The organism is Streptomyces sp. NPDC126503, assembly GCF_040302405.1.
GTDB lineage: Bacteria > Actinomycetota > Actinomycetes > Streptomycetales > Streptomycetaceae > Streptomyces > Streptomyces gulbargensis.
In genome coordinates this window covers 30228-48832 of record NZ_JBEORS010000001.1, presented here as the reverse complement: position 1 = coordinate 48832, position 18605 = coordinate 30228, and the positions used below count along the sequence as shown (strand labels likewise).

General features: G+C 73.4%; 21 protein-coding genes. 11 read left to right on the top strand and 10 right to left on the bottom strand.

What is annotated here, in order from left to right; all coding sequences use genetic code 11:
• Positions 1-4 precede the first annotated feature (4 nt).
• A complete protein-coding gene (locus ABTY40_RS00265) occupies positions 5-550 on the top strand; it encodes a hypothetical protein (RefSeq protein ID WP_352057455.1) in 546 nt (181 codons plus the stop codon).
• Positions 551-595: 45 nt separating this feature from the next.
• On the opposite strand, the gene ABTY40_RS00260 is transcribed toward ABTY40_RS00265, so the two are convergent.
• Positions 596-1231, bottom strand: a complete 636-nt coding sequence (locus ABTY40_RS00260; protein ID WP_352057454.1) for a TetR family transcriptional regulator — start codon at positions 1229-1231, stop codon at positions 596-598.
• Between the two features lie 216 nt (positions 1232-1447).
• Here ABTY40_RS00260 and ABTY40_RS00255 point away from each other — a divergent pair, with 216 nt between their 5' ends.
• The 4 genes from ABTY40_RS00255 to ABTY40_RS00240 all read left to right on the top strand — a co-directional run bounded on the left by ABTY40_RS00255 (position 1448) and on the right by ABTY40_RS00240 (position 5505).
• Entirely contained in the window at positions 1448-2806 is a 1359-nt protein-coding gene (locus tag ABTY40_RS00255; RefSeq protein ID WP_352057453.1) for a glycosyltransferase family 4 protein, read from the top strand.
• A gap of 202 nt (positions 2807-3008) precedes the next feature.
• A complete protein-coding gene (locus ABTY40_RS00250) occupies positions 3009-3743 on the top strand; it encodes a class I SAM-dependent methyltransferase (RefSeq protein ID WP_352057452.1) in 735 nt (244 codons plus the stop codon).
• Positions 3740-4816: a prenyltransferase/squalene oxidase repeat-containing protein gene (locus ABTY40_RS00245; protein ID WP_352057451.1), complete on the top strand. Its 1077-nt coding sequence runs from the start codon at positions 3740-3742 to the stop codon at positions 4814-4816. Before ABTY40_RS00250 ends, ABTY40_RS00245 begins: the two co-directional genes overlap by 4 nt.
• 128 nt (positions 4817-4944) lie before the next feature.
• Positions 4945-5505, top strand: coding sequence for a hypothetical protein (locus ABTY40_RS00240; protein ID WP_352057450.1), 561 nt, complete (start codon positions 4945-4947; stop codon positions 5503-5505).
• Positions 5506-5588: 83 nt separating this feature from the next.
• Here the strand turns inward: ABTY40_RS00240 and ABTY40_RS00235 are convergent, their stop codons facing one another.
• The 4 genes from ABTY40_RS00235 to ABTY40_RS00220 form a co-directional block, all read right to left on the bottom strand.
• Entirely contained in the window at positions 5589-6488 is a 900-nt protein-coding gene (locus ABTY40_RS00235) for a DUF5336 domain-containing protein (protein WP_352057449.1), read from the bottom strand.
• A gap of 101 nt (positions 6489-6589) precedes the next feature.
• Positions 6590-7507 (bottom strand): N-acetylmuramoyl-L-alanine amidase, encoded by a 918-nt coding sequence (locus tag ABTY40_RS00230; protein ID WP_352057448.1) that lies wholly within the window; start codon positions 7505-7507, stop codon positions 6590-6592.
• Positions 7508-7777: 270 nt separating this feature from the next.
• Positions 7778-8410: a class I SAM-dependent methyltransferase gene (locus ABTY40_RS00225; RefSeq protein WP_352057447.1), complete on the bottom strand. Its 633-nt coding sequence runs from the start codon at positions 8408-8410 to the stop codon at positions 7778-7780.
• Positions 8411-8460: 50 nt separating this feature from the next.
• Entirely contained in the window at positions 8461-8868 is a 408-nt protein-coding gene (locus tag ABTY40_RS00220) for an ATP-binding protein (protein ID WP_352057446.1), read from the bottom strand.
• Between the two features lie 84 nt (positions 8869-8952).
• On the opposite strand from ABTY40_RS00220, the gene ABTY40_RS00215 reads away from it, so the two are divergent.
• Both ABTY40_RS00215 and ABTY40_RS00210 read left to right on the top strand, forming a co-directional pair.
• Positions 8953-9801 (top strand): helix-turn-helix domain-containing protein, encoded by an 849-nt coding sequence (locus ABTY40_RS00215; protein ID WP_352057445.1) that lies wholly within the window; start codon positions 8953-8955, stop codon positions 9799-9801.
• On the top strand, positions 9761-10039 hold the full coding sequence (locus tag ABTY40_RS00210) for a DUF397 domain-containing protein (protein WP_352057444.1): 279 nt from the start codon (positions 9761-9763) through the stop codon (positions 10037-10039). Before ABTY40_RS00215 ends, ABTY40_RS00210 begins: the two co-directional genes overlap by 41 nt.
• Before the next feature lie 59 nt (positions 10040-10098).
• On the opposite strand, the gene ABTY40_RS00205 is transcribed toward ABTY40_RS00210, so the two are convergent.
• Positions 10099-10485, bottom strand: a complete 387-nt coding sequence (locus ABTY40_RS00205) for a sigma-70 family RNA polymerase sigma factor family protein (protein WP_352057443.1) — start codon at positions 10483-10485, stop codon at positions 10099-10101.
• A 106-nt stretch (positions 10486-10591) separates the two neighbouring features.
• Between ABTY40_RS00205 and ABTY40_RS00200 the strand changes: the two genes are divergently transcribed.
• Entirely contained in the window at positions 10592-12085 is a 1494-nt protein-coding gene (locus ABTY40_RS00200; RefSeq protein WP_352057442.1) for an MFS transporter, read from the top strand.
• Positions 12082-13371 (top strand): phospholipase D-like domain-containing protein, encoded by a 1290-nt coding sequence (locus tag ABTY40_RS00195; protein ID WP_352057441.1) that lies wholly within the window; start codon positions 12082-12084, stop codon positions 13369-13371. Before ABTY40_RS00200 ends, ABTY40_RS00195 begins: the two co-directional genes overlap by 4 nt.
• A gap of 25 nt (positions 13372-13396) precedes the next feature.
• Here the strand turns inward: ABTY40_RS00195 and ABTY40_RS00190 are convergent, their stop codons facing one another.
• Positions 13397-14302: an arginase family protein gene (locus ABTY40_RS00190; protein WP_352057440.1), complete on the bottom strand. Its 906-nt coding sequence runs from the start codon at positions 14300-14302 to the stop codon at positions 13397-13399.
• 128 nt (positions 14303-14430) lie between these two features.
• On the opposite strand from ABTY40_RS00190, the gene ABTY40_RS00185 reads away from it, so the two are divergent.
• A complete protein-coding gene (locus ABTY40_RS00185; RefSeq protein ID WP_352057439.1) occupies positions 14431-15117 on the top strand; it encodes a hypothetical protein in 687 nt (228 codons plus the stop codon).
• A gap of 90 nt (positions 15118-15207) precedes the next feature.
• On the opposite strand, the gene ABTY40_RS00180 is transcribed toward ABTY40_RS00185, so the two are convergent.
• The 3 genes from ABTY40_RS00180 to ABTY40_RS00170 form a co-directional block, all read right to left on the bottom strand.
• Complete coding sequence (locus ABTY40_RS00180) at positions 15208-15585, bottom strand: restriction system modified-DNA reader domain-containing protein (RefSeq protein WP_352057438.1); 378 nt, start codon at positions 15583-15585, stop codon at positions 15208-15210.
• Positions 15586-15825: 240 nt separating this feature from the next.
• Positions 15826-15963: a hypothetical protein gene (locus ABTY40_RS00175; RefSeq protein ID WP_352057437.1), complete on the bottom strand. Its 138-nt coding sequence runs from the start codon at positions 15961-15963 to the stop codon at positions 15826-15828.
• Positions 15964-16010: 47 nt separating this feature from the next.
• A complete protein-coding gene (locus ABTY40_RS00170) occupies positions 16011-17159 on the bottom strand; it encodes a hypothetical protein (RefSeq protein ID WP_352057436.1) in 1149 nt (382 codons plus the stop codon).
• Positions 17160-17476: 317 nt separating this feature from the next.
• Here ABTY40_RS00170 and ABTY40_RS00165 point away from each other — a divergent pair, with 317 nt between their 5' ends.
• The gene (locus ABTY40_RS00165; protein WP_352057435.1) at positions 17477-18517 is read left to right on the top strand and encodes an ABC transporter substrate-binding protein; all 1041 of its coding nucleotides are present in this window, start codon (positions 17477-17479) and stop codon (positions 18515-18517) included.
• Positions 18518-18605: the final 88 nt, after the last annotated feature.

Here is an 18605-nt window from a genome sequence, read left to right as displayed (position 1 = left end):
AGTTGTGCGCAAGGCGAAGTGGGTGGCCGCGGCCGCCGGTGTGGTGATGCTGGTCGCGGGCTGCGGCGGCGAGGGCGCGGACAAGTCCGGCGCGGGCAAGGGCGGTTCGGCCTCGGCGGCCCCGTCCGCCTCGGGCGGCTCCGGGGGCTCCGGTTCGGACGGCGGGAAGCTGGACGCCGCCGCGGTGGGCAAGGAGATCGAGACGGCGGCGACGGTGGCCGGTTTCAGCGAGGACCCGTCGGGCGACCCGGTGGCCCCCGAGCTCAAGGAGTGCATGGTCTCCTGGGCGGCCGACAGCGAGAAGGCCGCCGACCCGAAGAAGTCCTTCGCGGACACCGTCGCCGGACTCACCAAGGGCGGCTGGGCCGAGGGCCAGACCTTCTCCCAGGCCGGTTCGGAGATGAAGACCCTGACCAAGTCCAACTGGACGCTCAAGGCCAGCGGTCACCTCAGCGGCCCGCTGAAGGTCGTCCTCTTCGTCGGCACCGACACCGGTCCGGAGTGCGCGGCCCTCTTCGCCGCCGACCTGGAGAAGAACAAGAAGTCCTGACGGGAGGCGGTCGGCCGGGCCCCGCCACGGGGCCCGCCGGCGCCCTCACCCGGCCGGCGCGTGCTCCGGGGCCCGCCCGGACAGGGCGATCAGCCGGCAGGCCGTCTCTATGTCGATCCTCACCTGCGCGATCGAGGCGCGCCCGGACAGCCAGGTGATCAGCGCCGAGTGCCAGGTGTACTCGATGACCCGCACCACCGACAGCTGCTCCGGCGTCGGCCGCTCGGTCCCCATCGCGTCCAGGATGATCGCCGTCGTCAGCCGCGAGACCGTGTCGACCTCCGGGCTCACGCTGCGGTCCGCGAAGGTCAGCGCCCGCACCATCGCGTCGGCGAGCTGCGGTTCCCGCTGGAGCGCCCGGAAGGCGCGCATCAGCGTCTCCGCCACCCGCTCCGCCGGGTCCTCGCCCGCCGGGGGCCGCCTGCGCAGAGTGGTGTGCAGGTGCTGGAGCTGGTCCTGCATCGTCGCCACCAGCAGATGGATCTTGGAGGGGAAGTAGCGGTACAGCGTCCCGAGGGCCACTCCGGCCGCCTCCGCGACCTCCCGCATCTGCACCGCCTCGAAACCGCCCCGCGCCGCCAGCTGCGCGCTCGCGTCGAGAATGCGCCGTCGCCGGGCCTCCTGGCGCTCCGTGAGGTGCGGTGGCGCCGGTCTGTGGTCCGCTCTGCTGTCTGCGGTCATGGATTCCCGTTCCGTGCGGTGGGAGCGACAGTATGGCGGCCCTCCGGCCGTGGCGTGAATCACCCGTTCCGGCTCTCACCGCGGAGCTACCTGCCGGTAGATTCTGTGCTCCTTGAACGATCAAGAAGATGCATGAGCGATCGACTCTGTAACTTGTTCTAGATTAGCGCGAGCGGATACGCTCGCGCGAAAACGCACGCTCGAAGGGGGTCGCGCATGACCGCTGAGGCCATAGAGGCAGGCCCCCGGCAGGGCGACACCGCCACCGGTGACCGTCCGTTGCGGATCGCTCTCCTGACGTACAAGGGCAACCCCTTCTGCGGCGGCCAGGGCGTCTACGTACGGCACCTCTCGCGCGAGCTCGCCCGGCTCGGGCACACCGTCGAGGTCATCGGCTCCCAGCCGTACCCCGTCCTGGACGAGAGCCCCGACGGCACGCCCCTCGCGGGGCTCTCCCTCACCGAGATCGCCAGTCTCGACCTCTACCGCTCGCCCGACCCCTTCCGCACCCCCCGGCGCGAGGAGTTCCGCGACTGGATCGACGCGCTCGAAGTGGCCACCATGTGGACCGGCGGCTTCCCCGAGCCGCTCACCTTCTCCCTGCGCGCCCGGCGCCTGCTCGCCGCCCGCCGCGGCGACTTCGACGTCGTGCACGACAACCAGACCCTCGGGTACGGGCTCCTCGGCGGGCCGCGCGCGATCGGCGCGCCGCTCGTCACCACGATCCACCACCCCATCACCGTCGACCGGCAGCTCGAACTCGACGCCGCCGCCGACTGGAAGCGCCGCACCTCGGTCCGCCGCTGGTACGCCTTCACCCGCATGCAGAAGCGGGTCGCCCGCCGGCTGCCGTCGGTCCTGACCGTCTCCGGCAGCTCCCGCCAGGAGATCGTCGAGCACCTCGGCGTCCGCGAGGACCGCGTCAAGGTCGTCCACATCGGTGCCGACACCGCTCTCTGGTCCCCGGACCCTTCCGTCGCCGAGGTGCCCGGACGGATCGTCACCACCTCCAGCGCCGACGTCCCCCTGAAGGGCCTCGTCCATCTGGTCGAGGCGCTCGCGAAGCTCCGCACCGAGCACCCGGACGCCCACCTCGTCGTCGTCGGCAAGCGCGCCGAGGACGGGCCGGTCGCGCAGGCCATCGAGCGGTACGGGCTCGGCGGCGCCGTCGAGTTCGTCAAGGGCATCAGCGACGCCGAGCTGGTGGACCTGGTGCGCTCCGCCCAGATCTCCTGCGTCCCCTCCCTCTACGAGGGGTTCTCGCTGCCCGCCGCCGAGGCGATGGCCACCGGCACCCCGCTCGTCGCCACCACCGGGGGCGCGATCCCCGAGGTCGCCGGGACCGACGGGGAGACCTGTCTGGCCGTGCCGCCCGGCGACGCGGGCGCGCTGGCCGCCGCCCTCGGCCGGCTCCTCGGCGACGCGGAACTCCGCGCCCGCCTCGGCGCGGCCGGACGCGCCCGGGTCCTGGACCGCTTCACCTGGGCCCGCGCGGCCCAGGGCACCGCCGAGCTGTACCGCGAGGCCGTCGCGCGCCAGGGCGCCCCCGCGCCCCGCGGAGGCACCCGCCCGTGACCCCCGCCGCGCCCACCCGGCCGCACCCGACGGCGCCCGCCCCCGCCCCGGTTCCCGCGCGCCACCCGGCCGCCGCCGAGCCCGCGCCCCCGCACCAGACCGTCGCCCCGTCCGTCCCGACCGTCGTCCCGACCGCCCCGGCGCCCGCGCCGGTGCGCGGCCGGCCGCATCACCACCGTCCCGACCGCGAAGGCAGGCCCTCGTGCTGACCGTCGACTTCACCCGCTTCCCGCTCGCTCCCGGCGACCGCGTGCTCGACCTGGGCTGCGGCGCGGGCCGGCACGCCTTCGAGTGCTACCGGCGCGGCGCCCGGGTCGTGGCCCTCGACCGGAACGGCGAGGAGATCCGCGAGGTCGCCAAGTGGTTCGCCGCCATGAAGGAGGCCGGCGAGGCGCCCGCCGGGGCCACCGCCACCGCCATGGAGGGCGACGCCCTCAACCTGCCCTTCCCCGACGCCTCCTTCGACGTCGTCATCATCTCCGAGGTGATGGAGCACATCCCGGACGACAAGGGCGTGCTCGCCGAGATGGTCCGCGTCCTCAGGCCCGGCGGCCGGATCGCGATCACCGTCCCGCGCTACGGCCCGGAGAAGATCTGCTGGACGCTCTCCGACGCCTACCACGAGGTCGAGGGCGGCCACATCCGCATCTACAAGGCGGACGAACTGCTCGGCAGGATCCGCGAGGCCGGCCTCAAGCCGTACGGAACCCACCACGCGCACGCCCTGCACTCGCCGTACTGGTGGCTGAAGTGCGCCTTCGGCGTCGACAACGACAAGGCGCTGCCCGTCCGCGCGTACCACAAGCTGCTGGTCTGGGACATCATGAAGAAGCCCGCCCTCACCCGGGTCGCCGAGCAGCTGCTCAACCCGGTCGTCGGCAAGAGCTTCGTGGCGTACGCGACCAAGCCCCACCTCCCGAAGGCCGACGCGCAGTGACCTCGCCCGAACGGATCGCGGAGCACCTGGTCCTGCCGGGGGTCCTCACCGCCGCCCAGGCCGCCGAGACCGCCGCCGGCATCCTCGCCGCCCAGCGCGAGGACGGCGCCATCCCCTGGTTCCGGGGCCACCACCTGGACCCGTGGGACCACACCGAGGCCGCGATGGCCCTGGACACGGCGGGCGAGCACGAGGCCGCCGCCCGCGCCTACGACTGGCTGGCCCGGCACCAGAACCCGGACGGTTCCTGGTACGCGGCCTACCACGACGGCGACGCGGAGCGGGTGACCGACCGGAGCCGGGAGACCAACTTCGTCGCGTACATCGCCGTCGGGGTCTGGCACCACTACCTGTCGACCGGCGACGACGCCTTCCTCGACCGCATGTGGCCGACCGTCTACGCGGCCGTCGAGTTCGTCCTCGCCCTCCAGCGGCCCGGCGGCCAGATCGGCTGGAAGCGCGAGGCCGACGGCACCCCCGTCGAGGACGCCCTACTCACCGGCAGCTCCTCCATCCACCAGGCGCTGCGCTGCGCCCTGGCCATCGCCGAGGCCCGCGAGGAGCCGCAGCCGGACTGGGAGCTCGCCGCCGGGGCGCTGCGGCACGCGATACGCCACCACCCCGAGCGTTTCCTCGACAAGTCCCGTTACTCCATGGACTGGTACTACCCGGTCCTGGGCGGTGCGGTGACGGGCGCGGAGGCGCGGGAGCGGATCGACGCGCAGTGGGACGCGTTCGTCGTCCCCGGGCTCGGCGTGCGCTGCGTGCTGCCCAACCCGTGGGTCACGGGCGGCGAGAGCTGCGAGCTCGCCCTCGCCCTGTGGGCGATGGGGGAGTCCGACCGGGCCCTCGCCGTCCTCCAGGACATCCAGCACCTGCGGGCCGCGGACGGCGGCTACTGGACCGGATACGTCTTCGAGGGCGACCGGGCCTTCTGGCCGGAGGAGCGGACCACCTGGACCGCCGGCTCCCTGCTCCTGGCGGTGGCGGCGCTCGGCGGCGACGAGGCGACCGTCGCGGTCTTCGGGGGCGAACGCCTCCCGCGCGGCCTCGAACCCGACTGCTGCGCCTGACGGCGGGTGCGGGCGGAGCCCTGCCCGCACCCCACCGGCCGTCACTCCGACGGGGTGCCCGGGGGTGCGTCCGCCCCGGGGCCGGGCGAGGCTGACGGCACAGTCCCCGACGCCCCAGGAGTCCCACCGTGCCCCCCTTCGTCCGCGCGCGCCGTGCCCTCGTCGCCGTCCTGCTGTCCGGCACGCTCCTCGCCACGACCGCCGCCTGCGGCGGTGACGACAAGCAGAGCGGTACGGCGAACGGGCAGGCCACCCCGTCGGTCTCGGCGACCGCCGAGCGGCAGAAGCTGGCCAAGACCCGGTTCGTCGCCAACGCGGGTCTCGCCGCGGGCGCCACGTACCAGTGGATCGTCAAGCCGTACCGCGCGGGCACCTTCAAGAAGGGCGCCGACGGCCGCACCGTGGCCCTGGTGAAGGCGGGTCTCGCCGGCGCCTTCGCCTACAACCGGCTCAAGGCCGCCGTGAACAACGCCAAGGGCGACCCGCTCCTGTCGAAGGCGGTCGCCCCGCTCAGCGCGGGCATCGACTCGCTCAAGGACATGGGCACCAAGCTCAGGAAGGGCGAGGCGACGAGCGGTGACGTCGGCGCGTTCGAGAAGGTCATCAACAGCGTGAAGGACGCGGGCCGCAGCGCCGGCGCCGACGTCGTCGACAAGGTGCCGAGCACCTCCCAGCTCAGCGGCGGCTGAACCCCTTCCGTACGCCGACGGCCCCCCGCCCGGAGAGATCCGGGACCGGGGGGCCGCTGCCGTACGGGTGCGGGGCCGGGGTCCTAGCCGCGCTGGATGCCCGTGGTGTCCTGGAGGACGCCGCGGCGGCCGTCCTGCGTCTGCGCCACGAGCGCGGAGCCGCGCTGGTCCACGGCCAGGTACCAGGTGCCGGGCGCCAGCTCGGCGATCTGCGACGGCGAACCGTCCTCCGCGTACAGCGGGCGGGCGACCGGGACCGCGAACCAGAACGGCGCGAAGTCCGAGGCGGTCTGCGCCGGAGCGGCCTGCGCCTGCTGGGCGGCCTGCGGCTCGGGCTGCGCCGGCGACTGGTCGTGCGGGGCGGCCTGCTGGTGCTGCGGCTGCGCGGCGGCGGCGTGCGCGCCGTACGGCTGGCCGCCACCGCCCTGCGAGGCGTCCTGCGGGCCGCCGTAGGGCTGCTGCTGGACGCCCGGGTAGCCGTAGCCGCCGGCGACGCCCGGCTGACCCGGCTGGCCGTGCTGCATGCCGTACGGCTGCGGGGTCTGCGGGCGCGGCGCGCCGAGGAGCGGGGCCTTCAGGGCGGGGACCAGCGGACCGGCCACGGCGGCACCGGCCATCACGAGCGCGGCGATCAGGCCGAGGATCAGGCCGGCACCGGCGTTGTGCGACTCGAACAGCCACATGAGCATGGTCCACGCCGAGGCGATGGTGAAGGCCGTGCCGAGCTGGCCGAGCTCCAGGCCGACGACCTTGCGGGCCTGCGGCAGACCGTGCGAGAGGACGACCAGGGCGGCACCGGCGATGCCGAGGAAGACGGCGCCCCAGCCGAGCTGGGACAGCTCCCAGGAGTTCGTGGACGGCACCTGGTCGCAGATCGCCGCGCTGGCGTCACAGCCGCTGATGTCGAGGAACGAGGCGATGAACAGCACCAGCGCTGCACCGATCAGCACGCCATCGCCTCGAGTGAGGGAGCGGATATTCACGTAAGAGTCCTTCGTCGGGTCGTCGTCGTGTCGGGCTGGCGCCGGAGTCTTGGGCACGGGGGCGGCCCCATCGTACGGAGCGAATCTATCGCCCGCCGGTTCTACCCCTCGAGGTAGGTCTCGATGCCGTCGGCGAGGCCGAGGGCCGCCTTCTGCCGCCACGCGGCCGACGTGAGCAGCCGGGCGTCCTCCGGATCACGCATATTGCCGCATTCGACGAAGACCTTGGGGACGGTCGACAGATTGAGGCCGCCGAGATCCGACCGGACGTCCAACCCGGTACCGGAGCCGATGTAGTTGGAGGGCGCCGTTCCGGTGGCGCGGCGGAACTCCGTCACGATGTTCCGCCCCAGTTCGCGCGAGGGGCCGACGATCGCCGTGGTGTCGGCGGAGCCCTCCTTGACGAGGGCGGGCAGGATCACGTGGTAGCCGCGGTTGCCGGTGCCCGAGCCGTCCGCGTGGACGGAGACGACGGCGTCCGCGTGGGTCTTGTTGCCGATCCGGGCGCGCTCGTCGATGCAGGGGCCCCAGGGCCGGTCGGCGTCGTGGGTGAGGACCACCGTGGCGCCGCGCGCCGTGAGCAGGTCCCGCAGCCGGTGGGAGACGTCGAGGGTGAAGGAGGCCTCGGTGTACCCGGCGTTCGTGGAGGTGCCGGTGGTGTCGCACTCCTTGCGGCCGGTACCGATGTCCACCTTCTGGTTGATCTCCGAGGTGTGGCGGAAGTTACCGGGGTTGTGGCCGGGGTCGATGACGACGGTCCGCCCGGCGAGCGGCCCCGCCCCGGCGGTCGTCGTGGTCGCGGTCGCGGTAGCGGACGGGCTCGGGTCGCCGGGAGCGGTGGGGCCGCCGGTGGTGCGGGGCCCGGTCGTCCCGCCGCCCTTGCCGGGTGCGTGCCCGCCGGGCCGCGCGGCCTGCCCGTCGCCGCAGCCCGCGAGGAGGGCGGCGGAGGCGAGGAAGGTGAGCGCCAGGGCGAGGGGGCGGCGGGCGGTCCGGCGGCGGTGAAGGTGGTCGTACGGCACCCCGCGACTTTAGGCCCTGGGCGGGCCGAAATCCCGTACCGGTGGCCGACGGCTCGGTACCGGCTCGATACCGGCCCGGTGCGGAGGCGGCGGGTTCCGTGCACGCCGTGCGGAACCGGTGAAGGGTGGAGCGGGCGGGTGGAGGCCGTCCGGGGGACGCGCCCGCCCCCGGCCCGACCGGCCGGGGCGCGGCGCCCGGGCCTCCGCGCGACCGGCATCCGGCCCGGGGTCACCGCGCGACCGGCCCCGGGGTGACCGGACCCGCTGCCGTCAGCGGCGGCGCAGCACCCGCAGGGAGTCGGTGACCGAGACCTCCTCGAAGTCCCCCGACTCCAGGGCGCGGAGGTAGATGCGGTACGGCGCCTGGCCGCCGTCCGCCGGGTCGGGGAAGACGTCGTGGATGACGAGCAGGCCGCCCTGGGCGACCTTCGGCGCCCAGCCCTCGTAGTCGCCGGAGGCGTGCTCGTCGGTGTGCCCGCCGTCGATGAAGACGAGGCCGAGCCGACCCGCCCACACCTTCGCGACCTGCGGCGAGCGGCCGACGACGGCGATGACGTGCTCCTCCAGGCCCGCCTTCCGCAGGGTCCTGCGGAAGGTCGGCAGGGTGTCCATGACGCCGACCTCCGGGTCGACCACGGTCGGGTCGTGGTACTCCCAGCCCGGCTGCTGCTCCTCGCTGCCCCGGTGGTGGTCCACGGTGACCGCGACCGTCCCGGCCTCCCGGGCCGCCTCCGCCAGGAGGATCGTGGAGCGCCCGCAGTAGGTGCCGACCTCCAGGAGCGGAAGGCCGAGCTTCGCCGCCTCGGCGGCCGCCCCGTACAGCGCGAGACCCTCCCCGACCGGCATGAATCCCTTCGCGGCCTCGAAGGCGGCAAGGATCTCGGGGCGGGGCTCGGCGGGCATGGGCAGGTCCTCCTACTGGCGGGTACGCGGGTACGGGCGCCCATCGTGCCTCATGCGTCGCACTCGAACCACACCGTCTTCCCGCCGCCCGTCTCCTCCACCCCCCAGCGGTCCGTCACGGCCTCCACCAGCACGAGTCCGCGCCCGCCTTCGTCCAGTGGGCCGGCGGCCTTGGCGGCGAGGCTGCCCGGCACGGCGTCGGCGACCTCCACCCGCAGCCCGTGCGGTTCGCGGAGGATGAGCACCGAGCAGCGGTGGTCCGGCACGTGCCGGACGACGTTGGCCACCAGCTCCGTCAGCGCGAGCCCGGCGGCATCGGACAGCCGGTCGAGTTCCCAACGCGTGAGGAACATGCGCAGGATGCGACGCATGTGACCGGCCGAGTGCTCACCCACGGTGAACCCCATGCGGTAGCTCGACGCAAGCTCCGCAGGGTAGAGGTCAGTTACCTGATTCATGCCACCAGGATGGAGTCATCCGGTTACGCTCGGCTACGGACAGGACGCAACGCTTCGACGCGTGAGCTTGGGGGTGACCTCGCCGTGGCCAACATCCGTGACCTGGATCCCAGCGCCTCACCGCTGGACTACTACGGGTCCGAACTCCGCCGTCTGAGGGAGGAGGCCGGACTCAACCAGCCGCAGCTGGGCAAGATCCTCTACTGCACGGGCTCGCTCATCGGCCAGATAGAAACGGCGAAGAAGGTCCCCACCAGGCGTTTCTCGGAGCAACTGGATGCCGCGTTGATGACCGGCGGACTGTTCTCGCGCCTGGTGGGGCTGGTGCTGCGGTGCCAGCTCCCGACCTGGTTCCAGCCGTTCGCGGAGATGGAGGCGAAGGCGGCCTACCTCTCCTCGTTCCAGGCGCAGTTGGTCTACGGTCTGCTCCAGACCGAGGCGTACGCCCGGGCCGTTCTCGGTGTACGGACCGAGGGCGACCTGGACGCCAAGGTCGCCGCCCGCATGGAACGGCAGCGGATTCTGGAACGGGACACGCCACCCCTGCTCTGGGTGGTCCTGAGCGAGGCGGCCCTCCGCCAGGAGATCGGCGGCCGGGACGTGATGCGGGACCAACTCGCCCACCTGTTGCGAATGCAGGAACGGGAGTGGGTGAAGATCCAGATCCTCCCCTTCGAGGCCGGGGCACACACCGGACTGATGGGCTCCTTCAGCTTGCTGCGGTTCGAGGACGATCCCGATCTCGTCTACACCGAGGACTTCGTGCAGGGGCACATGACCGCCGATCAGGCCGCCTTCCGCGAGGGCTCGCTCCGTTACGATCACCTTCGAGCGGCCGCCCTCTCGGTCGAGGGTTCGGCCGAGCTGATCGCCCGCGTGATGGAGGAGCACTATGGGGACCGACCTGAACCTGACGGCCGCGCGCTGGCGTAAGTCCTCGTACAGCGGGGACACCGGCGGAGAGTGCGTCGAATGCGCCCCGCTCGGCACCGCCAACTGGCGCAAGTCCTCGTACAGCGGTGACACCGGCGGCAACTGCGTCGAGGTCGCCGACCTCGCCGCGCACGTCGCCGTCCGCGACTCCAAGGACCCGGAAGGGCCGGCCTTCCTCGCCACCCCCGCCGCCTTCGCCGCCTTCGTACGGGCGGCGGCCGGCGGACACCTCGCCTGAGTCGAACGCGGCCCCGGAGGCTCCACCGCCTCCGGGGCCGCGCCGTGTCCACCTCCCCTTCAGCGGCGCAGCACCGTCTCCCGCTCCATGTGCGAGAGCTTCCCGGGATTCCGCACGGCGTACAGCCCGGTGATCAGCCCGCCCTCGACCCGCAGCACCAGCACGGTGTCGACCTCGCCGTCCCGCCGGAAGACGAGCGCCGGACGGCCGTTCACCTCCACCGCGTGCAACGTCATCCCCGCCGCCATCCGCACGACACCGGCGGCCAGCAGACGGGCCACCTTGTCGGCCCCGGCGATCGGCCGCGGCGCCGCCCTCCGCACCTCGCCACCGTCGCCCACGGACACCACGCCCGGCGCGAGAGCCCCCAGCAGAGCGTCCAGTTCACCCGTCTCGACGGCCTTCCGGAACGCGTCGAGCGCCCCGCGCGTCTGCGCAGGCGACACCGGGCCGCCCCCGTCCACAGGACACCGCCGGTCCGTGACAGTCCGCCCCCGGTCCCGGGACCAAAGTCTCATGTACGGGGCGGGGAGGGTCTGGGACCATGACGGGATGCCGCAGACCGACCCGGCCGGTACGGCCCTCCCCACCACCGCACCGCACTCCGCCACCGCTTCCCCCACCCGTACCCCACGGCCCTGGCTCGTGGTCCTGACCGCCTGCGCGGGACAGTTCCTCGTCGTCCTCGACGTCTCCGTCATGAACGTCGCCCTGCCGTCCCTCCGTGCCGACCTCGGCCTCTCGCCGCTCGGGCTGCAATGGGTGCTCAACGCCTACGCCATCGCCTTCGCCGGCTTCATGCTGCTCGGCGGGCGGGCCGCCGACCTCTACGGGCGCAAGGCGATGTTCCTCGGCGGTCTCGGCCTGTTCACCGCCGCCTCCGTCGTCGGCGGCCTCGCCCCCGAGGGCGGCTACCTGATCGCCGCCCGCGCCGCGCAGGGCCTCGGCGCCGCCGTGCTCTCGCCCGCGACCCTCACCCTCGTCACCTCCGCCGTCCCCGCCGGGGCCGCCCGCACCCGGGCGATAGGCACCTGGACGGCGGTCGGCGCCGCCGGGGGAGCGGCGGGCGGCTTCGTCGGCGGCCTCCTCGTGGACCTGCTCTCCTGGCGGTGGGTCCTCCTCGTCAACGCGCCCGTCGGCGTCCTCGTCCTCGCCGCCGCCGTCCTCTGGCTGCGGGAGAGCCGCACCGGCGGCGGCCGGCGCCTCGACCTGCCCGGGGCCGTCCTCGTCACGGCGGGCCTCGCCGTCCTCGCGTACGGCATCGTGCAGACCGAACTCACCGGCTGGACCGCCCCCGCGACCCTGCTGCCGCTCCTCGGCGGACTGGCCCTGCTGGCCGTGTTCGTGGCCGTGGAGGCCCGTACCGCCGCGCCCCTCGTACCCCTGGGCATCTTTCGCAACCGGGCCGTGACGGCGGCCAACGCCGGGATCCTGCTGTGCGGCTCCAGCTCTTTCGGCATGTGGTTCTTCATGACGGTGTACGCGCAGAACGTCCTCGGCTACACCCCGCTCCAGGCCGGACTCGCGCTCGTGCCCAGCTCCCTGGCCGTCCTGCTCGGCTCCAAGGCCGCCCCGCGCCTCATGCCGTTCACCGGCGCCCGCGGACTCGCCGTCGCCGGCATCCTCGTCGCCGCGGCCGGCTTCGCCTGGCAGTCGGCCCTGAGCACCGACGGGACCTTCGCCGGGACGATCCTCGGCCCCGGCATCCTCATGATGGGCGGCATCGGCCTGGCCACCACCCCGCTGGCCGCGCTCGCCACCTCCGGCGCGGCCCCGGGCGACGCCGGCCTCGTCTCCGGACTCGTCAACACCTCCCGCACCATGGGGGGCGCGATCGGCCTCGCGGTCCTCACCACGGTCGCCGCCGCGGCCACCCCTCTGACCGGCGGCACCGGCGAACCGGCCCCGGCCGCCCTCGTCCTCGGCTACGCCACCGCCTTCCGCGTCTCGGCGGCCGTGCTGCTCGTGGCGGCCGTCCTCATGCTGCTGTGGCTGCCCAGGCCGGCGGGAGCCGGCCGGAAGGAGCGGGCGACAATGCCCGCATGACCATGATCACAGGCAGGTTCCGATCCGCCGTCGCCGCGCTCGCCGTGGGCGCCTCGCTCACCCTGGCGCCCTCCGCGTCGGCGGAACCGGTCCTCGCCGTCACCACCGGCGCCCTGTTCAACGACCCGACCAGCACCGACCCGGCCGCCACGGGACGGATCCTCTTCCACCTGACCGGCCTCGTCGACGGCGCCGAAGCGGGCTCGTCCATCCGGATCTCGCTCTACCTCTTCCACTCGCAGTACATGGCCGACAAGCTGGGCGCCGCCCACCGGCGCGGGGTCACCGTGCAGGTGATCCTCGACAGCGACAGCTCCTCGCGGGCCGCCGACAGCCTGCGGAGCCAGCTGGCGGAGCCGGGCGCCGCCGGGTCCTGGGTGCGCACCTGCAAGGTCCGGGAGGCCTGCCTCGCCCGGGACCCCGGGACCACGGCGGCCGACCCGGACGGGACGTACGACAACGTCAACCACAACAAGTTCTTCCTCTTCTCCCGTACCAAGGGGAAGGGGACCGTCCCCGTGGACGACGTGGTGGTGCAGTCCTCCGGGAACCTCACCGGCAACGACACGGCGAAGTGGTGGAACGACGCGCTCACCGTGGCCGGCAACACCACCCTCTCCAGCGCCTACGCGGCGTACTTCGAGGCGCAGGCGGCGGCCGCCGCCGGGCAGGCGCCGCAGGTCGCCGACTACGCCCACGACACGCAGGCGGGCCCGGCCAAGGTCTACTTCTTCCCCCGGTCGACCACCGACCCGGTCGTCAACATCCTCAAGACGGTGGCCCCCGCCGGCACCGCCACGCCCTGCGCCGGGAACTCCCCGGGCGTCGGCACCCCCGACGGCCGGACGAGGATCCGCATCGCCCAGGGGCACATCACCCGCACCGCCGTCGCTCAGCAGTTGTGGAACCTCGCCGAGGCCGGCTGCCACGTCGAGATCGTGTACCGGTCCCTGGAGAACTGGACGGTGGACGGCACCCCCATGTCCCAGGTGGCCTCCTGGCTCTCCCGCCCGACCTCCGGCAAGGGCCGCGTCATCCTCCACGACCTCGACAACGACGGCCGCGGCGGCACCGACAGCCACACCAAGTACCTGCTGGTGGAGGGCACGTACCTCGGCGGCGTGGACAAGCGGATCGTCTTCACCGGCAGCCACACCTACACGGGGACGGCCCTCACCTACAACGACGAGACGCTCCTCAAGTACGAGGACCCCGCCGTCTTCGCGCAGTACGTCGCCAACTTCGAGGCCCAGCGCGGGGCTTCGCTCGCGGAGCGCGACCTGTAGCCCGGGACGCCCGGGGAAGCGCCGGTCAAGCGCGGGCGAAGGCGTCGACCACGATGTCGGCGAGCAGCGCGCCCGCCGTGCCGTCCGGGTCCAGATCGGGGTCGTAGATGGTGACGTTGAACCCGGCGCAGAGCGGAGAGGCGAGCAACGGCCGCAGGAGCTCCACGAGTTCGCCGGGCTGCAGCCCGTCCGGGTCTGGGCTGTCCACGGCCGGCATCACGGACGGGTCCAGCACGTCGGCGTCCAGGTGCACCCAGAAGCCGGACACGACCCCGCTCTCGAAGGACTGCGCGGTGGCCCGCGCGAGCGTCCGGGCGCCCCACTCGCGCAGATGGCCGACGGTCACCAACGGGACCTTCAGGGCGGCCAGCTCCACGCAGTCCGCGTCCTCCCGAAAGGCGTCCCGGATCCCGAAGAACCGCAGGTCCTCGTCGCGCAGATAGGGCTTGAGGCCCTCCAGATCGGTCAGGTCGTCCTGCCCGCGCCCGGTGGCCAGCGCGACCTCCTCGCCGCCGGCCGCGCCGATCCGGTCCGAGATGCCCGGGTGCCGGAAGTCCGGCGAGGCGTCGACCGCGACCAGCCCGTACCGCCCCAGGCGGCGCAGCGCGAGCGAGGCACCGAGCTGGATCGAGCAGTCGCCCCCGAGCACGACGGGGAAGTCCCCGGCGCGGACGTGGTGCTCGATCCGGTCGGCCAGCCTGCGCGTGTACGAGGCGAGCGCGGCGGCGTTGAAGACCCCGTCGCCCTCCCGCCAGTCCCCGCGGTCGTACCGCGGCGGCACCACCACCCCGCCCTCCAGCGCACCGAGCCGCCGCAGGAGGCCCTGCTCCCGCAGGGCGCCGGCGAGCTTGTAGCAGCCGGGCACGGTGCCGGGGGCGGGCGGGCGCAGCCCCAGGTTGGACGGGGCGTCGAGCACGACGAGATTCCGCATGCGCCCATCCTCCGCGACGGGGGGCGGCCCCACCACCGGATTCGACGGAAGCCCGCACGGGCGCGCCCCGGTGATCATAAGATCGTCGCGACCGCCGTGGAGGCGGGCGGACAGAGGGAGTTGCGGCCATGGCGACAGGTGTCGGCGACGGGCCCGCCGCGGAGGCCCCGGGCCCCGGACAGCGCGTACTGGACCTGGTGGACAAGGCGATCGACCTCCAGAGCCCCCTGGTCCGCAGGAACATCGACCGGGCCCGGCAGCGGAAGCCCGACGCCACCCCCGAACAGGTCATCCGCACCCTGGAGCGGATGTACATCAGCGCCCTGGCCGGGACGGGAGCCGCGGTCGGCGGGGCCGCCGCCGCGCCCGGCGTCGGCACGACCGTCTCCCTCGCCCTCTCGGCCGGCGAGGCCCTCTCCTCCCTCGAACTGAGCGCCCTCTTCGCCCTCTCGGTCGCCGATGTCCACGGCGTCTCCCTCGACGAGATCGAGCGCCGCCGCACGATCGTCCTGGGCGTCCTCCTCGGCGGCAGCGGCTCCACCACCATCACCAAGGTCGCCGAACGCACCGGCCGGCACTGGGGCCGCCAGGTCGTCGCCAAGGTGCCGGTCGAGACACTGCGCCGCATCAACGGGATCCTCGGCCGGAATTTCATCACCAAGTACGGCACCAAGCAGGGCATCATCGTCCTCGGCCGCGTCGCCCCCTTCGGCATCGGCGCCGTCATCGGCGGCGGCGCCAACGCCGCCCTCGCCACCCTCACGGTCCGCTCCGCCCGCCGCGCCTTCGGCCCGGCCCCGGAGGCGTGGGACTGAGGGGCGGTCGGGAGTCTGCCCGCAGGTCCGCGCCGCGTCGAATACCGGGCGCTCCGGCGACGCGACGCGCAGAAGCGCGGCACGCGGTGCCTACGACGAGTGGCGCAGCGACCCGATGATCACGCCGTCCCGTTCCCGGCGCCAGGCGGTCCACCCGTCCGCCTGCGACCCCGCTGCGGCGACGGCCGCACCGGACGGTGTGCGGTACGGCTTGCCCTCGAACGACATCCAACCGTTCTCCAGGACCGTCGCCTCGTGACGCACGCCCAGGCGCGGACGGGACCAGTAGAGCTTCTCGCCGACCCGCAGGTCACCCGCCTCGATCATGGGTGCCAGGCCTCCGGGGGTGGTCTGGGTGGCCGATGTCTCCGTGGCGGCCTCCGGAGTGATGTCGATGTGCAGGTCCTCCCCGACCGTCCTGGTCTGCACGGTGACACCGGGGATGGCGACGCGGATGATGACACTCATGGATACCTCCGAGCCTTGTCAATCTGACTCTTCTGAGGCTACGGGTCCCGTGAGTCGTCGTCAAGTAGGGCCCTGTGCTTCGATTCGGGGGCGCTCGCCGGTTGTCGGCGCCCTCTGGGTGGGATCGCATCTTGGCGGTCTCCCGTCGCCGTCTCGTCGGCGCCACCCCCGAACCGCGAAGGGCCCCGGGAAGCCAGTGGCTTCCCGGGGCCCTTCGTACGTCCCGCTCCCCTCGCGGGATCAGCGCGCCTGCGCGTCGGGCTCACGGCGGTGGCGGCCGTGCGGCGAGGACGCGGAGTCCTCCACCGGCGCGGCCTGACCGCGGTGCCTTCCGGAGCCGTGCCGCTCCTGCCCGTCCGTGCTGCTGCTCTCCGACATGGTGGAACTCACCCCGTAGCAATCGATCTTGTGGTGCGGCCCGGAGTCTAACGAGCGGGTCGACGGTCCGTCAGGGGAGCCTGCTGCAAAGGCACCGGGCGGCACACCCGGGGCTCCTCGACCACCACGACCGGCTGCGGGGCGGGCTCCGGCGGCACCGCGAGGGACGCCAGTCCGCACGGCGCCCCGGGCGTCGCGTACGGGAGCCGCAGCACCCCCTCCGCCGTCCACAGGCCCGCGCCCGCCAGCCATCCGGCCGGCGCCGCCAGCTGCCGCATCCGGCGGGCGGACGGCCTCCAGACCCCCACCCAGCTCCCGGCCGCCGCGTCGATCCGCAGCGCCACCGCGCAGCTCTCCGGCATCAGCACCTGCCCCGGCTGCACCGCGAACGGCGTCACCGCCGCGTCGTCGAGCCGCAGGCACTCCGGGAAGCGCACCGGCAGCAGGCTCCCCAGGACCCCCCAGCCGAGCCGCTCGTGCCCCGGCGACGGCGCGTCCGAACGGATCAGGAGCAGGCCGCTCTCCGGGTCCGCGAGCAGCAGCCGGTCGTCGCTCTCCTCCGTGATCTGGAGCAGCGGCGTCACCTCCCCGCCCCGCTCCAGATCGATCGCCACCGTCTTCACGGGGCCGCCGCCGAGCCGCCGGTCCAGGGCCAGCATCCGGCCCGTACGGTCCAGCCAGACCCCGCCCGAGCAGTGGCCGCGCACCTCGGCGACCTGCTCGGGCCCGAAGGCCCCGCCCGCCACCAGCCACAGCGTCGTCGTCTCGGGGCCGACGCACATCGCGTACGCGCAGATGCCGTCCGGCGACGGCGGCAGCAGGACCAGCCGCTCGGAACCGGGCGCCTCGACCGCGCCCAGCTGGAGTTCACCGGTGCCGGGGCCGGTGGGGTACAGCAGCGAGAACGTGTTCCGCCGCCCGTCCACGCGACGGGCGACGAGGACCCGGCCGTCGGCCAGGGGCAGGAGCTGTGTGCCGCGCTCCTCCGGCTGGCCGAGGGGGAGCGGCACGGCGTACGGCTCCGGGCCGTCGAGGGTCCACCGCTCCGCGTACAGGGCGTCCCCGGCACCCGCGAGCCTGGCGGCGTAGGCACCGTTCGCCGTGATGGTGAACCCGGTCGGCCATCCATTACCAGGGGCACGGTCCCCGTCGTGATCGTCGTCCTCGGCCGTGGTCTCGATGGCACACGCTGTCATCGACTCGTCACCTCCAGCGACGACGCTAGTTTTCGCACTTCCAGCCGAACAACACGAGCAGGGTCACTTCACACATAAGGGTGGCCGTCCGGTGATTCTGCTGAGGGGAGGGGGCCCGTTGTGCTGATGGGGAGGAAGGTACGTAAGGTAAGGCGACCCTAAGCGGACCCTGTGGCTCCGCTGTCACCCTCGTGAGCTCGGCGTACGCCCGCGCGCGCCCGGAGGTCCGTACGCCCGCCCGCCCCGGGTGCGCACGACCGGCCGGCCGCCGCGCCCGGACCCGCCGCACTCCACGTACCGGAAGAGGAGCCCCGCCCATGTCCTTCCGCCGCCGCGGCACCGCCGCAGCCGTCGCCCTCGCCGCCGCGCTCTCCCTCGCGGCCTGCGGAGGCGGCGACACCGCCTCCTCCGACCCGGCCAAGAAGGAGGACACGGCCAAGAAGAAGGACGTCGCCGCCGGCGGCAAGGACTTCGGCGACGCCGCAGCCAAGACCGCGGCCATGGGCACGGACGCCAAGCCGGGCCAGTTCCCGCGCACCCTCACCCACGCCATGGGCACCACCGAACTGAAGGCCGCCCCCAAGCGGGTCGTCGTCCTCGACGTCGGCGAGCTCGACAACGTCGTCTCGCTCGGCTTCCAGCCCGTCGGCTACGCCCCCTCCGAGGGCGACGACGGCATCCCCGGCTACCTGAAGAAGGACGCCGGCGCCCCCAAGTCCGTCGGCACCATCAACAACCTCAACCTGGAGGCCATCGCCAACCTCCAGCCCGACCTCATCCTCGGCAGCCGGCTCCGCGCCGCCGACAAGTACGACGAGCTGTCGAAGATCGCGCCGACCGTGTTCTCCATCCGTCCGGGCTTCACCTGGAAGGAGAACTACCTCCTCAACGCCGCCGCCCTCGACAGGACCGCCGAGGCCAAGGCCGAGCTGGCCGCGTACGAGACCAAGGCGAAGCGGCTCGGCACCGACATCGGCCCGGACAAGCCGACCGTCTCCATGGTCCGCTACCTCCCGGGCAAGATCCGCCTGTACGCCAAGGCCTCCTTCATCGGCACCATCCTGGAGGACGCCGGCCTGCCCCGGCCGAAGAACCAGCAGATCGACGAGCTGGCCGCGGAGATCAGCCCCGAGAAGATCGACGAGGCCGACGCCGACTGGATCTTCACCGGAGTGTACGGCGACCCGAAGGCCACCAAGCGCGACGCCGCCCAGGCCAACCCGCTCTGGAAGAACCTCAAGGCCGTCAAGGCCGGCCGGGCCAAGGACGTCCCGGACGAGACCTGGTACCTCGGCCTCGGCGTGACCGCCGCGAACAGCGTCCTGGACGACCTGCGCGCGGACCTCGTGAAGAAGTAGGAAGAGGCAGCAGGGGAGGGGGGGCGCCGAGCCCGGACGTCCGGCCCGGGGGCCCTGGCCCCGGGACCCGGGGGGCGGCGCCCCTCCC

Bases quoted from the DNA above. Each gene is read 5' to 3' on its own strand.
- ABTY40_RS00170 (WP_352057436.1), bottom strand. From the start codon at position 17,159: ATGACAGCGTGTGCCATCGAGACCACGGCCGAGGACGACGATCACGAC.
- ABTY40_RS00225 (WP_352057447.1), bottom strand. From the start codon at position 8,410: ATGCCCGCCGAGCCCCGCCCCGAGATCCTTGCCGCCTTCGAGGCCGCG.
- ABTY40_RS00175 (WP_352057437.1), bottom strand. From the start codon at position 15,963: ATGTCGGAGAGCAGCAGCACGGACGGGCAGGAGCGGCACGGCTCCGGA.
- ABTY40_RS00195 (WP_352057441.1), top strand. From the start codon at position 12,082: ATGACCATGATCACAGGCAGGTTCCGATCCGCCGTCGCCGCGCTCGCC.
- ABTY40_RS00255 (WP_352057453.1), top strand. From the start codon at position 1,448: ATGACCGCTGAGGCCATAGAGGCAGGCCCCCGGCAGGGCGACACCGCC.
- ABTY40_RS00210 (WP_352057444.1), top strand. From the start codon at position 9,761: ATGGGGACCGACCTGAACCTGACGGCCGCGCGCTGGCGTAAGTCCTCG.
- ABTY40_RS00180 (WP_352057438.1), bottom strand. From the start codon at position 15,585: ATGAGTGTCATCATCCGCGTCGCCATCCCCGGTGTCACCGTGCAGACC.
- ABTY40_RS00190 (WP_352057440.1), bottom strand. From the start codon at position 14,302: ATGCGGAATCTCGTCGTGCTCGACGCCCCGTCCAACCTGGGGCTGCGC.
- ABTY40_RS00260 (WP_352057454.1), bottom strand. From the start codon at position 1,231: ATGACCGCAGACAGCAGAGCGGACCACAGACCGGCGCCACCGCACCTC.
- ABTY40_RS00185 (WP_352057439.1), top strand. From the start codon at position 14,431: ATGGCGACAGGTGTCGGCGACGGGCCCGCCGCGGAGGCCCCGGGCCCC.
- ABTY40_RS00200 (WP_352057442.1), top strand. From the start codon at position 10,592: ATGCCGCAGACCGACCCGGCCGGTACGGCCCTCCCCACCACCGCACCG.
- ABTY40_RS00220 (WP_352057446.1), bottom strand. From the start codon at position 8,868: ATGAATCAGGTAACTGACCTCTACCCTGCGGAGCTTGCGTCGAGCTAC.
- ABTY40_RS00165 (WP_352057435.1), top strand. From the start codon at position 17,477: ATGTCCTTCCGCCGCCGCGGCACCGCCGCAGCCGTCGCCCTCGCCGCC.